Raw genomic sequence first — 14,733 nt, 5'->3', positions numbered from 1 at the left:
CCTCCAAAACAGAAAGCTTCTCACTTCCATTAGAGCTGTCGAAGTTTTAAACAACTGCCAATTTTGCACACGCTCAAGATAGGCCTCTCGGGTTTCTTCTGTGGGTAGGTTTCATGCCAGGCTGCTATATTTGAATAGACGCCGGGTATCCATGTGTCTCGAATTGAGAAATCCACACCTCTGAAGGATCTTTAGCATAAACGATTCCTCATTCTGATAGCTGTAGGCCATGGCCTTTAGAACTCTGATTTTATTGTTAAGTCCTTCACTGATTGCAGTCGTTAAATTTGATCGTATATAGGCTTCGATATTGATCCGGTACTTGCGAACTTGCAGTGCAAACTTCCGAAGTGGCAGCAACTTCGAATCTCGAACCAACCCATACCATTTTGCCAAGCGTGATCTAAACCCGTGGACACCTTTTTCTTCTAAAACCTTATGGAAATACTCAACGATAATCATTGCGTTTGAAATATTCGTATTTAACACTTTTAACTTTCCTAGCATATTATTCTCCTCGATAGATAAAACAGCATCTCGCTCTAAAAACATGAACCTTCTCGATGGTGACAACATGATTTCTTCGAACTCTTTTTTGTTCTTTTTTGCCTTTTGAAACTCTTCTTTTCTGACTTTTTCAAAGTATTCGTTCATGCTCTGAACCAAGTGGAATCGATCAATCGCAATCTCTGCATTGGGACAGAGTTTACTCACGGCTTGGAAGTAGCCAGGGTTCATGTCTATTGAAAAAAACTCCACTGATAATCGCTGGGGTCTTGATAGAGTTTTTAAACACGTTGCTAAGGCCATAGCATCCCTACCAGCAGCGTTAGCAATCACCTTTGCAGCCTTCGTACACACTAAGTTTGTTACGAACTTTACGGTCCATCGTGGTGCAAAAGGGTGCTCTCTTTTGGTTTCAGTTTCAGTCTTAAAGTGCACCTCGTCAGCACTCATACGAGAAACATCAAGATCTTTTGTAAACCTGTTTACATCTAAATTCTTTTGCATTTCTCGCATACGCCACTGATCCATTTGCCATAAAGTCTTTGGATCTGAACTCAAGGTCCGGGCCGCAGCAGCACAGGTGGTTTCTTCCATGAGTCGACCCGCGGTTTCGACAAAGCTGCAGCTATGGCCTTTGAATTTTGAATGGATCCCTGAAACCTTAGAGCGTTGGATTTTATTGCATACGGGACAAAGTCCTCGTGGATATCGTAAATGAATAACGACGTCCTTAAAGAGCCCCAGAGGGGGTACTTTAAGGTCTCGATAGCTCCATTGATGGAATTCCAATAAGGGATGCTCGCAGTCCGCGCAGCAGGCGCGGGACCACGGTAACTCTGCCGAAAGCCGACAAGACACAAAGTCCTCTGAAAGCTCCGCGTTGGTAATATTTAAATCTTGCAGACCTAATAAGCTGTTGATCAAATGATGAAGGTCCATTCTTGGCCTTTGTAATTTTTTTTTCGTAGTAAAAAAATCAAATCACAAGGTTCGCCAAGATGGGCCTTTTTATTTCAAGAGACACAACGCAAAAAGCCGGTCACGATGACCGGCTTTACCCCAGGGTATGGGAGCGGGAAGCTCCCATGACAGGATGTCTTTTTTCTTAAGTACCCACAGCTCAATCCCGAGACCCTCAAGATAGACTCCCTGCTTGCTTTAATACCGTTTAAACTATTTAATTTCTGTATGAAAACATCTTTGATTTTTTTAAGCCTATTAGTTTCAAGCAGCCTTCTTGGGGGATGCTCGTACTTTCAACGCAAATCTTGCGAATCTATGAATTGGTTCGAACACGGTAAATCCATCGCCCTCCGAGGCCTCCGCCTTTCCGGTGACGACACCATCGAACAATGCCGTAAAGTTGAGGCTCAAATCAGCGACTCTCAATTAGATCTTGGATGGAAAGCGGGTCAAAGCGAATACTGCTCTTTGGCCGGAGCCTTTGCCGCTGGCAATAAGGGACTTCAATTTTTAGGAGAAATATGCAACCCGAGTGATATTGCCAAATTGAGTGCTGAAAATTTAAAAGGCATTCGCAACTACTGCTCGCCAGAAAACGCTGAGGAACTGGGACGCAAAGGACTGACCTACAACAAGGTTTGCCCAGAGGACTTACTTAAATCTTTCATGGCTTCGTATAATAAGGGGCGAAAATCTTTTTTAAGTAAAAAAGTAGAAAATCTAAAGTCTGAAATTCAGAACAACCAAGGAGAACTGCGCTTCAGCGAGGGCAAACTTCAAGGCGCAGAAAGTAATTTAAAATATGCCGAGGGTCGCCTCCATGGCCTTTCCCTGAACGCATCCCCAAATGAAAAGTCCAGCGCTCAAGCACAATACGATGCTGCACAATCAGAAGTCTTTCGCAGCAGAAACACCGTTCAAAGCTTAAGATCTAAAGTAAATAGATTGAAAACAGAACTAGATGAAGCAGAAAAAGAATTAGCGGGTTTTTGACCCGCTAATTAAAATGACTACTCCTAAAGATCAAACCAACAAACTAGTGGCGCCCAATCGAGCAACCGACCATGCCATGACCTTGATGCCCGTCAACAACGATCACTAGAGTCTCGTTACCCATGACCGGAAATTGACCTTCTAAACAAAGAGGCTGCCCATTTTCACCTGTTACAGACCAACGCACCAAGAAACGATCTGAAGCCGGAGCTTCTCCAAAAGAGGCATTATAAACTTTTGTCGAAGGAACTGCGATATCTCCCCAAACACTCAAAGGATTTTGGTTTGTATCAAAAACAACTAGATTCGCAACCATTGCAGACTCCGTTTTATTCTCGATCTTCACATCAAAGGCATTCGCAACAGCACTCATCATCAACAAACCAACAAAAACTAAATTTTTCATATTTATCTCCTTTAATTGAAAACTACTTCAATTGAATGGCCATGTCCAAAAGGCTAAAACTATATAAATATTGATTAATTTTTAAGCAACTCTAAAATATGGCCTTAGAAACTAACACCTTGAAATAAAAAAGGACCCGTAAAGGTCCTTTTTTTATTAATTATCGTCTTCGTCGTCAAAATCTTCATCTTCAAGCTCAGGAAGAACTTCTTCCTTCTGACCAGCTTTTGGCGGGTTGGCTTTCAAATAATCTTTAATCTTCAATGGATCTGGACCAAGAAGAAGGAATAACTGTTTTCCTTCCATTTTTGGCGCAGCCTCAACCAAAGCAAGATCTTTTACAAAATCAATGCACTTCTCAAGAAGGATCACACCCACTTCTTGGTGAGCCATTTCACGACCCATGAAGCGAACAGAAATCTTAACTTTATCACCAGCGAGCAAGAAACGACGAGCATGTTTCATCTTTGTCTCGAAATCATGCTGATCTGTGCGCGGACGCATTTGAAGTTCTTTTACAGTAACAACCGCTTGCTTCTTACGAGCCGCTGTTGCTTTTTTCTTAGCCTCATACTTGTATTTACCATAATCCATGATTTTACAAGTTGGGGGAGTTGCCGTTGGAGCAATCTCGATCAAGTCCAATCCACGTTCTTCAGCTAAACGAATTCCTTCTGGAACCGTCATTACGCCTAACATTTGGCCTTCATCATCAATAACGCGGATTTGAGGGGCACGAATCTCACGATTCATACGTAGTTCATCTTTGCCCTTCTTTTTGTTGAAACCACCTCTTGAGTCGTTTCTACCTTCGAACTTGCTAATGGGAAACCTCCTAATTATTAGCCTTAAATTCATCACCTAAATACTGTCTCAACTATTTTGACAGCACACCGAACGCCCCTTCGACCTAGTCTAGGGGAATCAGTTACGGAGCCTTAGGCGCTGTTACATTATAGTTTCTATTTTTAATATCAGTCAAAATCAAAGACATCACCTGATCGACAGGGATCCCTTTATGCTCCGAACCATCACGAAGTCGTAATGAAACCGTTTTAGCTTCCGCCTCACGATCACCCACGATAATCATATAAGGAGTCTTCGCCAATTGAGCCTCACGGATCTTAAACTTCAGTTGCTCGTTGCGGCTATCGAAGCTAACTCTCACGCCTTGCGCTTTTAAGTCACTTACTAATCCTTCGCAGAACTCATTCACGCGGTCTGTGATATTCAACACCACCACCTGAGTCGGTGACAACCACGCTGGCAAATGGCCTGCGGTGTGTTCAAGGTAAACCGAGATAAAGCGCTCGAGAGAGCCCAAAATCGCACGGTGTAACATCACTGGACGATGGTCTTTATTGTCTTCGCCCGTGTATTTCAAATCAAAAGCCTCTGGCAAGTTATAGTCCACTTGGATAGTGCCGGTTTGCCAGCTTCTACCTAGAGCATCAACAAAGTGCATTTCAAGCTTAGGACCATAGAACGCCCCTTCGCCCGGTGAGTATGTAAACGGGATTCCCATTTCATTCAAAGCATCCGCCAAGGCACCCTCGGACTTATCCCAAACCTCATCAGAACCCATTCTGTTTTCAGGACGAGTCGCAAGAAGGATCTTGTAATTAGGCATACCTAATACTTGATAAAGTTTGTTCAACATCTCGATAAAGCGAGATATTTCACCCTTCAATTGATCCATTGTACAGAAGATATGTGCATCATCCTGACAGAAAGTGCGAACGCGCGAAAGGCCATGCAAAGCCCCTGATTTTTCATAGCGGTGCAAACGGCCAAAATCAGCGATACGCAATGGCAATTCACGGTAAGAGTGCTTTTCATTGGCATACAACAGACAGTGGCAAGGACAGTTCATTGGCTTGAGTGCATTCTCGCGCTCGTCCAACTTCACAAAGTACATATTGTCTTTATAGTTCTTGTAGTGACCCGATGTTTTAAAAAGCTCAACATCGAAGACCTGTGGCGTGATCACCTCTTGGTATTCATAAGCGCGATAAAGCTCTTTCACATAATTCACTAACTCATTGTAAACTATGGTCCCTTTGCCAGTAAAAAATGGAGACGCCGGTGCCCATTCATGGAACATGAAAAGACCCAACTCTTTTCCCAGTTTACGGTGATCGCGCTTTTTAGCCTCTTCCAAATTATGAAGATAAACTTCAAGTTCTTTTTTATCGCCAAAAGCCGTCGCGTACACACGCTGAAGCATTGGGTTCTTTTCATCACCGCGCCAGTAAGCCCCAGCCACAGATAAAAGTTTAAAGGCTTTGATCTGACCAGTTGATTGCACGTGAGGTCCACGGCAAAGATCGAACCATTCCGCACCGTTGTGGTAGATCCCAACAACAGTTTCACCTTTTGAAGCCAAGTCTTCAATCAACTCAACTTTAAAACGCTCTCCTAAACCTTTGAAAGTTTCAATGGCCTTTGCAATCGGCCAATCTTCACGAGTGATCGCAAGATCTTTAGAGACGATCTCTGTCATCGATTTTTCAATCTTTTCAAAGTGTTCGTCGGTGAAGTTAAACGGAGAATCGAAGTCGTAATAGAAACCATTTTCAATCACTGGCCCAATTGTGACTTTAACTTCAGGCCAAATTTTTTGCACAGCCTGAGCCATGATATGCGCACAAGAGTGGCGAATCACCTCAACAGCCTCCGGAGACTTGGTGGTGATCAATGAAATACGATCGCCGTTATTTAATTTGGTTCGCAAATCTGAAATATCGGTCGATCCGTTTATTTTAACCCCAAGGGTGTCTTTCGCTAAGCGAGCACCGATAGAAAGTGCCACATCAAGAGCAGAGGGTTGTTGATCAAAAGTCTTCGAGCTGTTGTCTGGTAAAATGATATTATAGTTTGACATGGACCTTCACTTTTAGCACGAAGGGCTCACGGGTCAAACTAAAATTAAAGCTAAATTTAGAAGAAAAATCAGGCAGTTCGCCCCAAAAACTGAAGCCCAAGGGTTTCAGAATCGGCTTCAGCTGACACCCATCGAACCTGGCTTTCCACCTCAATCCAAGAGCCGCTGACATCTTGATACATCAAACAGAGTAGATCTTTGACCCTAAATGGTGCCTTTTCCAAACGAATACGGGCCCCATTCCGAGAAAAATCTTCGAAATATCCTTCAAGTATAACTTTAACACTGCGAACTAAGGCCGAACCACAAGCCGAATAAGTGCTGTTCTTAATAATGACCTTCGCTTTTAAGGGCGTCCTTTGCTCTTTACGCATTTTTGTCCCTTGAAGCACCATTCTTTTCAAGGCCTCAAAAGATGGAAATGGTTCCGAACTTAACAGAACTTGGATACCCCCACCCACACCACGGTATTTCTCAAGAAACGAACCCGAAACTCGATGAGCATAAAACAAAACCTTAAAAGAGTATTTCATCATTAAGGCGTGAATACCGGTCACATGCCGAGCATCGAGTTCGTCCACACGAACAACCAAAAGAACATCCTTCACTCCTAGCTCTAGAATTCGACGCAGAGCTTCTAGCGTTTTTATTTGAGACACTTTATCGGCCTCACCCGCCGGTACTGAAAAAGGCAGCCTTTTAAATCCACAAAGAAAAATTCTCACCCAACCCCCTGCGATTTAATAGGTAGCAGCAAAGACCAGACCATATCTTAAAATCCGCCCAAATCATTTATAAGGAAATAGAAAATAGCTGCACTGCCTCGTTAGCTGACATTGTCTAAAAGCTCATCGACATTGCCTAAGAGTATGACACTCCTTAATTAAATCAAAGGACACGTAATGAAAACCTCGTCCCTTTTAATCAGTCTTTTCCTATTGGCTCCTACGACAGGATTCGCCTCGCAGTTGTTCTGCAGTTTCACCGAAAAAGTTTCTATAGAAACCGAATTCCATTTTGCCCAAGATTTGCCTGCTTATGATAGAGTCAATGCCCCGGTTCCAACAGCCTTCGTCATGATCGATGGACAAAAATCACAGCTTATCGATGGTTTCGTGAATCTTAATGGGGGACGAGTTCTAGTCTCATTGAATGACAAACGCAATGGTGGAAACTTCAGTATTTCAGGCAGTATCAACGAGTCATTTTTCTTTCAATGGATCCATAAAGATGGCGCCTGGATTAAGGGAGAATGTAAAATTATCGAAAAGCCATTAATGTAAAATACCTCGCAAGCACATGACCTGGAACTTTCAATGTTGAAATAAAAAAACCCAGCTTTCGCTGGGTTTTTTTATAAAACTTATTGTTTTGACTAGTAAGTCACGTGGTGAGAAAGCGCCTCATGAATACGAGGATCTTTGTGTGCCACAATACTGTGCTTAGTTAAGAAGTTCATAACACATGCCATGAAGATTCCCGCAAAGCCCGCAAACATTCCGATTTCCCAAAAACCAAACACGAAGTGACCGTGATTGAAGTTTGGATAAACCATCCAATAAATGTCTACATACTGCATAACTAAGATCAACACAGAAACAAGAATCACATGGTTGTCGTTACGCTTTAGACCACGAGGCAAAAGTGCCAAGAATGGAACGATAAAGCGGAAGATCAACAACGCCAAAGAAATTCCCAACCATCCGTTTTGTGAACGCATGATATAGTACTCTGTCTCTTCAGGGATGTTTGCGTACCAAATCAACATAAATTGAGAGAACGCAATATATGCCCAGAATACAGTGAAACCTTTTTCAAATTTCACAACGTCATGTTGATGTTCAACTGTGATGTAACCTTTGGCTAAGCCTGATCTTTTGATAAGAATCACGAAAATTGCCAAGAAGGCAAAGAACGACTGAATCATACCCGAGAAAGTATAAATACCAAAGATTGTCGAATACCACGTCGGAAGCAATGACATCAAAAGATCCATTGAAACCAAAGTGAAAGACAAAGCAAACACCACGATAAAGCCCACCGAAAGACCAACGTTTTTGTGAGTAAAAGACTCATCGCCATTTTGATCTTGCTTCAAGCTGTTCCCAACAATGAGCTTTGCAAAAATAAAGCAAAGAACTGCGAAGAAAACCAAGCGTCCTACCATAAACGGCATATTTAAATAAGCCGTCTTTGATGCGATCAAAGAGCTTGCCTCTACAACCTCGGGACGAGCCCAAGGATAAAGAGTCTTCAAACCGCCAAGCAATACCAATGCTCCAACACCAATCACTGGAATGAATGAGGTTGTAGACTCTGCCAAACGACGGATCGACGTTGACCACCCTGCTTTTGCGATATGTTGAAGAGAAGCGAAAACCAATCCGCCAACACCCAAACATAGGAAAAAGAAGAAAGCGACTAAATATGCAGCCCACATACGCTCTTGGTTCTTAATCAAACCAATTACGAATGTAAGGACACCCAAACCAATCAAAGCGTAACTCAAAGTTTTCAACTTCTGAGGGGCTTCGAATTTTCCCAAATGTAAATCTTTAGGTTGATGACCTGCCATAACTCACCTTACTTTCCAGCTTCTTTTTGTAAGAAGCGGATATAATTAACAACCTGCCAACGGTACTTCTGTGGAATGTGGTGATTGTATGGACCCATCACACCCTGTCCCGCTGTAATAATATGATAGATGTGACCATCTGTAAGACCACGCACTTTTTCAGACACCAATGAAGGTGGTTTCAAAGCCATTTTGTCAGCAACAGTGATTTTCTCCTCAACACCACCAAGACCTTTTTGGCCGTGGCAAACTGCACAGTTTGTTGTGTAAAATTTTTGACCAACAAACAGAGTCTCTGGATCCATTTGACCCGCAAGTGGGTTTGGATTGGCCTTAGCCGCCTCAACATCTGTTTTAAAACGATATGGAGTGAATCCAACAGGCACAGTACCCTCTGGTGGAACTCTCATTCCACGGTGATCTGGTGCTTCTTCTTCATACTCTTGAGCCTTGATCGCCGGGCTCTCCATCATATCTTGAATGATCTCTACGTTTGGCTTGTTGCCTGAAGGACCACAAGCCACCAACGAAGAAGCCAACATTGCAATGACAATATATACTGCTGATTTCATCTTAGTACTCCGCCACTTTCTTCACTTCTGAAGCTCCGTTATCACGGAAAATCTTCTCGAGTTTAGCTTCATCGTAGCCGTTGTCGTTACTTGGTACATAGACCGCAAATTTGTGCGAGCTTAAATCGGCATCAATCACTGGAGGATCAATTTTTGGCATTTTACATGCGTAGAAAAGTGCTCCCACTGAAGCCAAAGCTGCAAACAAGACAGTCAATTCAAACAATATTGGAATGAACGCAGGCAACGAGAAAAACGGTTTACCACCGACATTCACCGCCCAGTTAACTGCAGACGTATACCAGGTAAGTAGCAAGCCCGCTGTTAACCCTGTCGCACCCGCCACAAAAGTAACGTATGGCAACCAAGAGCGCTTAATTCCACAAGCCTCTTCCATACCGTGAATTGGGTATGGAGAGATCGCTTCAAACTTAGAAAAACCCATTTCATTCACTTTGCGAGCTGCCGCTAAAACTTGATGCTCTTCAGTGAAAATTCCGGCGATACCGCCAATTTTACGTTGAGACATTAGTGGTGCCCTCCTTTATCATCATAACCCACATTCATTACAGGCTTCACTTCAGCGATAGAGATCGCAGGGAAAAGACGAAGGTAAAGAAGGAATAGAGTTAAGAACATACCGAAAGATCCAACAAGAACACCGGTATCAAACCATGACCACGCATACATACCCCAGCTTGAAGGCAAGAAGTCTCTGTGCAAAGAAGTCACTGTGATAACGAAACGCTCGAACCACATACCAATGTTAACGAAGATCGAAACGATGAACATAACTGCCGTATTACGACGCATGCTCTTGAACCAGAACACTTGTGGAATAATAACGTTACAAGTAACCATGATCCAGTATGACCATCCGTAAGGACCGAAAGCGCGGTTAACGAAAACGAATCTTTCGTATGGGTTGCCCGAGTACCAAGCAATAAAGAACTCAGAAGCGTAAGCGTAACCAACCATCATACCAGTACACATGATGATTTTGTTCATCACTTCCATATGATCGTCAGTGATATAGTCTTTGTATACCGGCCAGCCGATACGAATCAAAGTCATCAAAGTTACAACCATCGCAAAACCCGAGAAGATCGCACCTGCGATGAAGTATGGAGGGAAGATCGTCGTGTGCCATCCTGGAAGACCAGAAACCGCGAAGTCAAAAGAGACGATCGTGTGAACCGAAAGAACTAGCGGAGTCGAAAGACCTGCAAGGATCAAGTACAACATTTCATAGTGTGACCAGTTTTTCGCAGTCCCTCTCCAACCCAATGACAAGGCTCCATAAACTGCACGGCGAATTTTATTCTTCGCACGGTCTTTCATAGTTGCAAAGTCAGGGATCAAGCCGATGTACCAGAACACCATTGAAACAGTCGCGTATGTAGAAACCGCGAAAACGTCCCAAAGAAGTGGTGAACGGAAGTTAACCCATAATGGACCACGTTGGTTCGGATATGGGAACAACCAGAAATCCAACCAAGGACGGCCCGTGTGAAGCAACGGAAACAGACCCGCAGTCATAACCGCGAAGACTGTCATTGCTTCGGCAGTACGAGCCACCGAAGTTCTCCATTTTTGACGGAATAAGAAAAGGATCGCAGAAATCAAAGTTCCCGCGTGACCGATACCAACCCAGAAAACGAAGGTCACGATCATCGTACCCCAAGCAACTGGACTGTTGACCCCAAGAAGACCAATCCCCACACCTACTACTGTCGCAAGGACACCAAGATAGGCCAATAGAAGAGTCTTCGCTCCAAGGAACATTGCCACCCAACCCTTGGAAGGCATACGTTCTGTAGGAGCACAAATATCATCAGTGATATCTTTTAACGTCTTGTTACCAAGAACGAGTTTATTGCGCTTCATCATGCGTGCTCACCTTTGTTAGCTTCTTTTTTATCAGAAGCAGCCGTTTTATCATTGTTGCGAATCTTAGCTTGGTATCGAACTGAAGGAGCCGCATGCCACTCTTCAAGAAGAGCGTATGAACGAGGTTCTTCAGAGAACAACTTCGCTACTTTGCTAGATTTATCATTCAAGTCACCAAATACGATTGCGTCAGTTGGGCAGCTTGTTTGACATGCTGTCTTCACATCGCCATCTTGCAAACGACGATTTTCATTACGAACTTTCGTTTTCGCATCTTGGATACGCTGAACACAGAACGTACACTTTTCCATCACACCGCGAGTACGAACACCCACTGATGGGTTCAATGCCATATGAAGTGGCTTTTCGATCTTCTTCGCGAAGTTAAACCAGTTAAAGCGACGTACTTTGTATGGACAGTTGTTCGCACAGTAACGAGTACCAACACAACGGTTGTAAACCATGTCGTTCAAGCCCTCTGAAGAGTGAACCGTTGCCATTACTGGACACACAGTTTCACAAGGAGCATTGTCACAATGTTGACACATAACAGGTTGGAAAACCGTTTCTGGATTTTCTGGAGTTCCATTGTAATAGCGGTCAATACGGATCCAGTGCATTTCACGGCCTTCGATCACATACTGCTTACCTACAACATGGATGTTGTTTTCAGACTGACATGCAGTTACGCAAGCTGAACAACCTGTACAGCTGTTCAAGTCGACTGCCATACCCCATTTGTGACCATTGTACTGATGACCAGACCAAATATTCCAAATGTGAGCATGAGGCTTTCCAGCCGTTTGGTCTTTCATGTAATCCTTCAACGTCGATTCGATGACGATCTTACGACCTTCCATCGAATGATGACCTTGAGTACATGCAAGTTGATATTTTTTAGAAGTCTTCGTGAATGAAGCTGTCATTCCTGCTGCTAACAACGCGCCAGACTTAACAGTCATCAATGCGAAAGCATTTTTACCGATACCATCAGCAACTTTACCTGCGCGAGTACGACCATAACCAACAGCAACCGCTAGAACATCGTCATGAAGACCTGGTTGGATATGAACTGGAAGTTCAAGAGTTTTATCTCCAACTTTCAATTCGACAACTGTCGCTTCTTTAAGACCGTGCTTTTCAGCCGTCGCCAAAGAAACCATGACATAGTTATCCCAAACAATTTTAGTTACAGGATCTGGAAGTTCTTGCAACCAAGCTACGTTCGCCAAAGTACCATCACCGATTCCGATTTTGCTATAAAGTGCAATCTCAAAACCGCTAGAGGCCTTAGCTGGCTTGATAGAAGTGAATGCATCGATCTTGAATGAGCGAGCCGATGAGCTTGCACCGAAGTTTCCTGCCGCACCCGACTGAAGAGTCGCTTGCCAGAAATCTTCGAAGCCTTGGCCTTTACCCAATGAAGAGTGAAGTTCCGTCTTCCAGTAGTTTCTCATATAGTCATAGAAGGATTCATAATCCAAAAGACGCTTAGGACCTTTATTTGCAAGGTAAGCCCAAGTCATCAATGACAATTGGAAGCTACGAGTATCGTACATTGGACGAATTGCCGGCTGAGCGATAGTGTAAACACCTTTCGCAATCTCAGCATCGTTCCATGTCTCAAGAGCATGGTTATCAGGAGTGATATAATCTGCATGAAGGCCTGTCTCATCGATACGATCGCCAGTGTAGATGACCATTTTCACTTTTTTCAAAGCTTCAACAAAGCCAACAGACTCAGGCAATACATATCCAGGATTTACTCTATGAATGATCAAAGATTGAACTTTGCCATCCTTCATATCTTGAACCAAAGACATCATTGCAGAGTTAGATGCTGTCAAACCAGGAACTGCCGCTTTATGCTCTACAGTCGCGCCGTCGTTTTCTAGAACCGAGTTCAAGAAGTTAACAGCAACTTGCAATTCCAAAGATTTTTCAGTTTGAGTGGCCAAACCACCAGCTACTACTAGTGATGCACCTTTGTTTGCCCAAAGATCTTCAGCCACTTTCGCAAACAAAGCAGTTTCAATACCCAATTTCTTAGCAACGCCTGCAAATGGCTCTAACGTCGCCTTAACAGACGCATTTCCAGCGTATGAAGACAGACCTTTCGTCACGATGATTTCATGAAGAAGACCCATTACAACATCAAGCTGCAATGAAGGTTTGATTCTCATGCGGATATCAGCGTTTGCACCCGTTAAAGAGTAAGTAGAATCAAAAGAAACCAGACGAGACATGTTTTTGATATCTTTACGACCCAAAGCAAATTGCTTAGTGAATGTCGTTGGAGAGATCCATGTTCCCAAGAAGTCCGCATCAACAGAGACAATCATTTTTGCCTTATCAAAGCGATACTGAGGAACTAAAGAGTCACCGTAAGCAGCTTTTTGACCAGCCTGAACATCTTCGTGAGCGAAAGCTTCCCAAACAACGTGCTTAGCGCCAAATGCTTGAGAGAAATCACCGATCACAGCACGAGTCGAAGGAGAGCTCACTGCTCCCGTAAGAACAACGACTCCACCTTTGTTCAATTGTTCAAAAACTTTATTATCAAGGTCTTCCCATTTTACACCAACAGTTTCTTTGTTGGATTTCTTTTCATTGAAAAGATTGCGCTTAGGACCTTGAAGTCTTTCTGGATCGTATAGAGAAAGCAAAGATGCTTGTCCACGCGCACTCAATCCACCTTGGTTTACTGGGTGAGAAGGGTTTGCTTCGATCTTAATTGGACGTCCTTCGCGAGTCTTAACAAGAACTCCGTAACCTTCAGAACCATCGAAATAAGCCGAAGAGTAATAGTTAGGAATACCTAAAGTCACTTCTTCTGGTTGTTGGTTATAAGGAACGATTTTTTGAACTGGACGACGGATACAACCTGCTGCAGACAATGCTACAGAAGCTCCCATCAATTTTAAGAACTCACGACGAGCCCAGCCTTCTTCCTTATCGCTTCCTTCGCGAAGAGGAGAACTTTGAAACTCAGTTTCCGCAAGTTTCATGAACTCTGGATCATTTTTCCATTGCTCAAGACTTAACCAGTACTTGTTATCGCGCTCGATTTGAGGTCGAAGCGCTTTCTTTGCTTCTAATTCATTTTGATCATGATCATTATGGATTTCAGACATTTACAAAATCCTTTATTAGTAGTGACAAGTTGAGCAGTTTAAAGGGGCATTGTTTTGGCTTTCGCGGTGACAGTTCACACACCAGCCCATTGACAATGTCGAGTGTTGTTTTACTTGCTTCATAGTCTCGATTTGACCGTGGCAAGTTTGGCAATTCACACCCTTCGCGATATGCGCATTGTGATTAAAGTGTACGAAGTCAGGCAACATATGCACACGCACCCACTCAACTGATTTGCCAGCATCGTAAAGCTCACGCATTTTTTGAATGTTTGGCTTATCTGTGGCTACTTGCATGTGACAATTCATACATGTTTGTAGAGATGGAATATTCGCGTGCTTTGTTCTTTCCACTTGGTTGTGGCAGTACTGACACTGAATATTGTGAGTTCCCACGTGCAATGAGTGATCGAACGGAATTGGTTGTTCAGGAGAATACCCCTTGTTGTAACCAAGACCGAAATCCCACCAGCAACCCGTCAAAGTGGTCACTGTGAAAAGAGCGATCAGGATTGCGCTTCCTTTTGCTGCTATAGTTTTGAATAATCTGCGGTGCATACCTTTCCTTTAAACGAAATAAGTTCCACGTCTGCTGAAGACGCAATGCTGCCAATACTTCTTTTAAGATGCCTTCTACTTTAAATAGGCCTTAGTCCTGTTGTCCACTATCTTTTTGCAAACATTTTGATAATGCTGACGAATTTCATTTTTCGTCTGCTAGTTTTTTAAACAAAAATGGAGTTGTTGAGATTCATTTTCACCCTCACAACTCCAACTTTGTCACATCACTAATTGATGCGCCGCCTAAA

At 43.2% G+C, this 14,733-nt stretch carries 13 protein-coding genes; 2 read left to right on the top strand and 11 right to left on the bottom strand.

What is annotated here, in order from left to right; genetic code table 11:
• Positions 1-111: 111 nt before the first annotated feature.
• Positions 112-1,446, bottom strand: a complete 1,335-nt coding sequence (locus tag AC04MN_RS12085) for an ISL3 family transposase (protein WP_475381169.1) — start codon at positions 1,444-1,446, stop codon at positions 112-114.
• Between the two features lie 249 nt (positions 1,447-1,695).
• On the opposite strand from AC04MN_RS12085, the gene AC04MN_RS12080 reads away from it, so the two are divergent.
• Positions 1,696-2,463, top strand: a complete 768-nt coding sequence (locus tag AC04MN_RS12080; protein WP_475383458.1) for a DUF2799 domain-containing protein — start codon at positions 1,696-1,698, stop codon at positions 2,461-2,463.
• A 43-nt stretch (positions 2,464-2,506) separates the two neighbouring features.
• Here the strand turns inward: AC04MN_RS12080 and AC04MN_RS12075 are convergent, their stop codons facing one another.
• From AC04MN_RS12075 to AC04MN_RS12060, 4 genes are all read right to left on the bottom strand, one after another.
• Positions 2,507-2,869 (bottom strand): hypothetical protein, encoded by a 363-nt coding sequence (locus tag AC04MN_RS12075; protein ID WP_475383457.1) that lies wholly within the window; start codon positions 2,867-2,869, stop codon positions 2,507-2,509.
• A 156-nt stretch (positions 2,870-3,025) separates the two neighbouring features.
• Complete coding sequence (gene infC / locus AC04MN_RS12070) at positions 3,026-3,622, bottom strand: translation initiation factor IF-3 (RefSeq protein WP_475383456.1); 597 nt, start codon at positions 3,620-3,622, stop codon at positions 3,026-3,028.
• 175 nt (positions 3,623-3,797) lie between these two features.
• A complete protein-coding gene (gene thrS, locus AC04MN_RS12065; RefSeq protein WP_475383455.1) occupies positions 3,798-5,753 on the bottom strand; it encodes a threonine--tRNA ligase in 1,956 nt (651 codons plus the stop codon).
• A 68-nt stretch (positions 5,754-5,821) separates the two neighbouring features.
• Positions 5,822-6,478 (bottom strand): PilZ domain-containing protein, encoded by a 657-nt coding sequence (locus AC04MN_RS12060; protein ID WP_475383454.1) that lies wholly within the window; start codon positions 6,476-6,478, stop codon positions 5,822-5,824.
• Between the two features lie 177 nt (positions 6,479-6,655).
• Between AC04MN_RS12060 and AC04MN_RS12055 the strand changes: the two genes are divergently transcribed.
• Positions 6,656-7,036 carry a hypothetical protein gene (locus AC04MN_RS12055; RefSeq protein WP_475383453.1) on the top strand — a complete coding sequence of 127 codons (381 nt, stop codon included), beginning with the start codon at positions 6,656-6,658 and terminating at the stop codon, positions 7,034-7,036.
• Positions 7,037-7,128: 92 nt separating this feature from the next.
• Here the strand turns inward: AC04MN_RS12055 and AC04MN_RS12050 are convergent, their stop codons facing one another.
• The 6 genes from AC04MN_RS12050 to AC04MN_RS12025 are packed head-to-tail and all read right to left on the bottom strand — an operon-like array spanning position 7,129 to position 14,482.
• Positions 7,129-8,328 carry a molybdopterin oxidoreductase gene (locus tag AC04MN_RS12050; protein ID WP_475383452.1) on the bottom strand — a complete coding sequence of 400 codons (1,200 nt, stop codon included), beginning with the start codon at positions 8,326-8,328 and terminating at the stop codon, positions 7,129-7,131.
• An 8-nt stretch (positions 8,329-8,336) separates the two neighbouring features.
• On the bottom strand, positions 8,337-8,900 hold the full coding sequence (locus AC04MN_RS12045) for a c-type cytochrome (protein WP_475383451.1): 564 nt from the start codon (positions 8,898-8,900) through the stop codon (positions 8,337-8,339).
• 1 nt (position 8,901) lies between these two features.
• Entirely contained in the window at positions 8,902-9,429 is a 528-nt protein-coding gene (locus AC04MN_RS12040; protein ID WP_475383450.1) for a DUF3341 domain-containing protein, read from the bottom strand.
• Positions 9,429-10,790 (bottom strand): NrfD/PsrC family molybdoenzyme membrane anchor subunit, encoded by a 1,362-nt coding sequence (nrfD, locus tag AC04MN_RS12035; RefSeq protein ID WP_475383449.1) that lies wholly within the window; start codon positions 10,788-10,790, stop codon positions 9,429-9,431. The genes AC04MN_RS12040 and nrfD overlap by 1 nt, the downstream gene beginning before the upstream one ends.
• A complete protein-coding gene (locus AC04MN_RS12030) occupies positions 10,787-13,924 on the bottom strand; it encodes a TAT-variant-translocated molybdopterin oxidoreductase (protein WP_475383448.1) in 3,138 nt (1,045 codons plus the stop codon). Before AC04MN_RS12030 ends, nrfD begins: the two co-directional genes overlap by 4 nt.
• 15 nt (positions 13,925-13,939) lie before the next feature.
• On the bottom strand, positions 13,940-14,482 hold the full coding sequence (locus AC04MN_RS12025) for a cytochrome c3 family protein (RefSeq protein WP_475383447.1): 543 nt from the start codon (positions 14,480-14,482) through the stop codon (positions 13,940-13,942).
• Positions 14,483-14,733: the final 251 nt, after the last annotated feature.

The organism is Bdellovibrio sp. ZFWA1, from assembly GCF_056175665.1.
The sequence above is the reverse complement of the archived record's forward strand: the minus strand, read 5'-3'. Positions and strand labels throughout refer to the sequence as shown.

Bases quoted from the DNA above. Each gene is read 5' to 3' on its own strand.
- AC04MN_RS12085 (WP_475381169.1), bottom strand. From the start codon at position 1,446: ATGGACCTTCATCATTTGATCAACAGCTTATTAGGTCTGCAAGATTTA.
- AC04MN_RS12080 (WP_475383458.1), top strand. From the start codon at position 1,696: ATGAAAACATCTTTGATTTTTTTAAGCCTATTAGTTTCAAGCAGCCTT.
- AC04MN_RS12075 (WP_475383457.1), bottom strand. From the start codon at position 2,869: ATGAAAAATTTAGTTTTTGTTGGTTTGTTGATGATGAGTGCTGTTGCG.
- infC (WP_475383456.1), bottom strand. From the start codon at position 3,622: ATGAATCGTGAGATTCGTGCCCCTCAAATCCGCGTTATTGATGATGAA.
- thrS (WP_475383455.1), bottom strand. From the start codon at position 5,753: ATGTCAAACTATAATATCATTTTACCAGACAACAGCTCGAAGACTTTT.
- AC04MN_RS12055 (WP_475383453.1), top strand. From the start codon at position 6,656: ATGAAAACCTCGTCCCTTTTAATCAGTCTTTTCCTATTGGCTCCTACG.
- AC04MN_RS12050 (WP_475383452.1), bottom strand. From the start codon at position 8,328: ATGGCAGGTCATCAACCTAAAGATTTACATTTGGGAAAATTCGAAGCC.
- AC04MN_RS12045 (WP_475383451.1), bottom strand. From the start codon at position 8,900: ATGAAATCAGCAGTATATATTGTCATTGCAATGTTGGCTTCTTCGTTG.
- AC04MN_RS12040 (WP_475383450.1), bottom strand. From the start codon at position 9,429: ATGTCTCAACGTAAAATTGGCGGTATCGCCGGAATTTTCACTGAAGAG.
- nrfD (WP_475383449.1), bottom strand. From the start codon at position 10,790: ATGATGAAGCGCAATAAACTCGTTCTTGGTAACAAGACGTTAAAAGAT.
- AC04MN_RS12030 (WP_475383448.1), bottom strand. From the start codon at position 13,924: ATGTCTGAAATCCATAATGATCATGATCAAAATGAATTAGAAGCAAAG.
- AC04MN_RS12025 (WP_475383447.1), bottom strand. From the start codon at position 14,482: ATGCACCGCAGATTATTCAAAACTATAGCAGCAAAAGGAAGCGCAATC.